The organism is Neisseria sp. P0009.S007, from assembly GCF_051962515.1.
The window spans coordinates 1-244 of record NZ_JBQCVF010001239.1; the positions used below are offsets into that span (position 1 = coordinate 1).

Sequence of the window (244 nt, forward strand, 5' to 3'; positions counted from 1 at the left end):
GCCATATTCAGATGCACTTGCGCGCGCAACAGGTTCAAATCGCCGCTGACGGCATAGGTCGTCTGAAAAACGGTGAACGCGGCAAGCAGCATCAGCAGGGCAAAGTTGTCAGTATTGCGGTCGAGCCAAATCAGCCAAGCGCAGAACAGCAGCAACACCAGCCAATAGGCGGCAACGAAAAACGAAGCGGTTTGCGGCGCAAACGGCAGCAGGATGGATGCGGCAAGCAACAACGCCGCCAAGA

General features: G+C 56.6%; 1 pseudogene. It reads right to left on the reverse strand.

Annotation, left to right across the window (positions count from 1 at the left end):
- Window positions 1-244 (reverse strand): annotated as a pseudogene (locus ACTHS3_RS18450) (NnrS family protein); the annotation flags it as partial.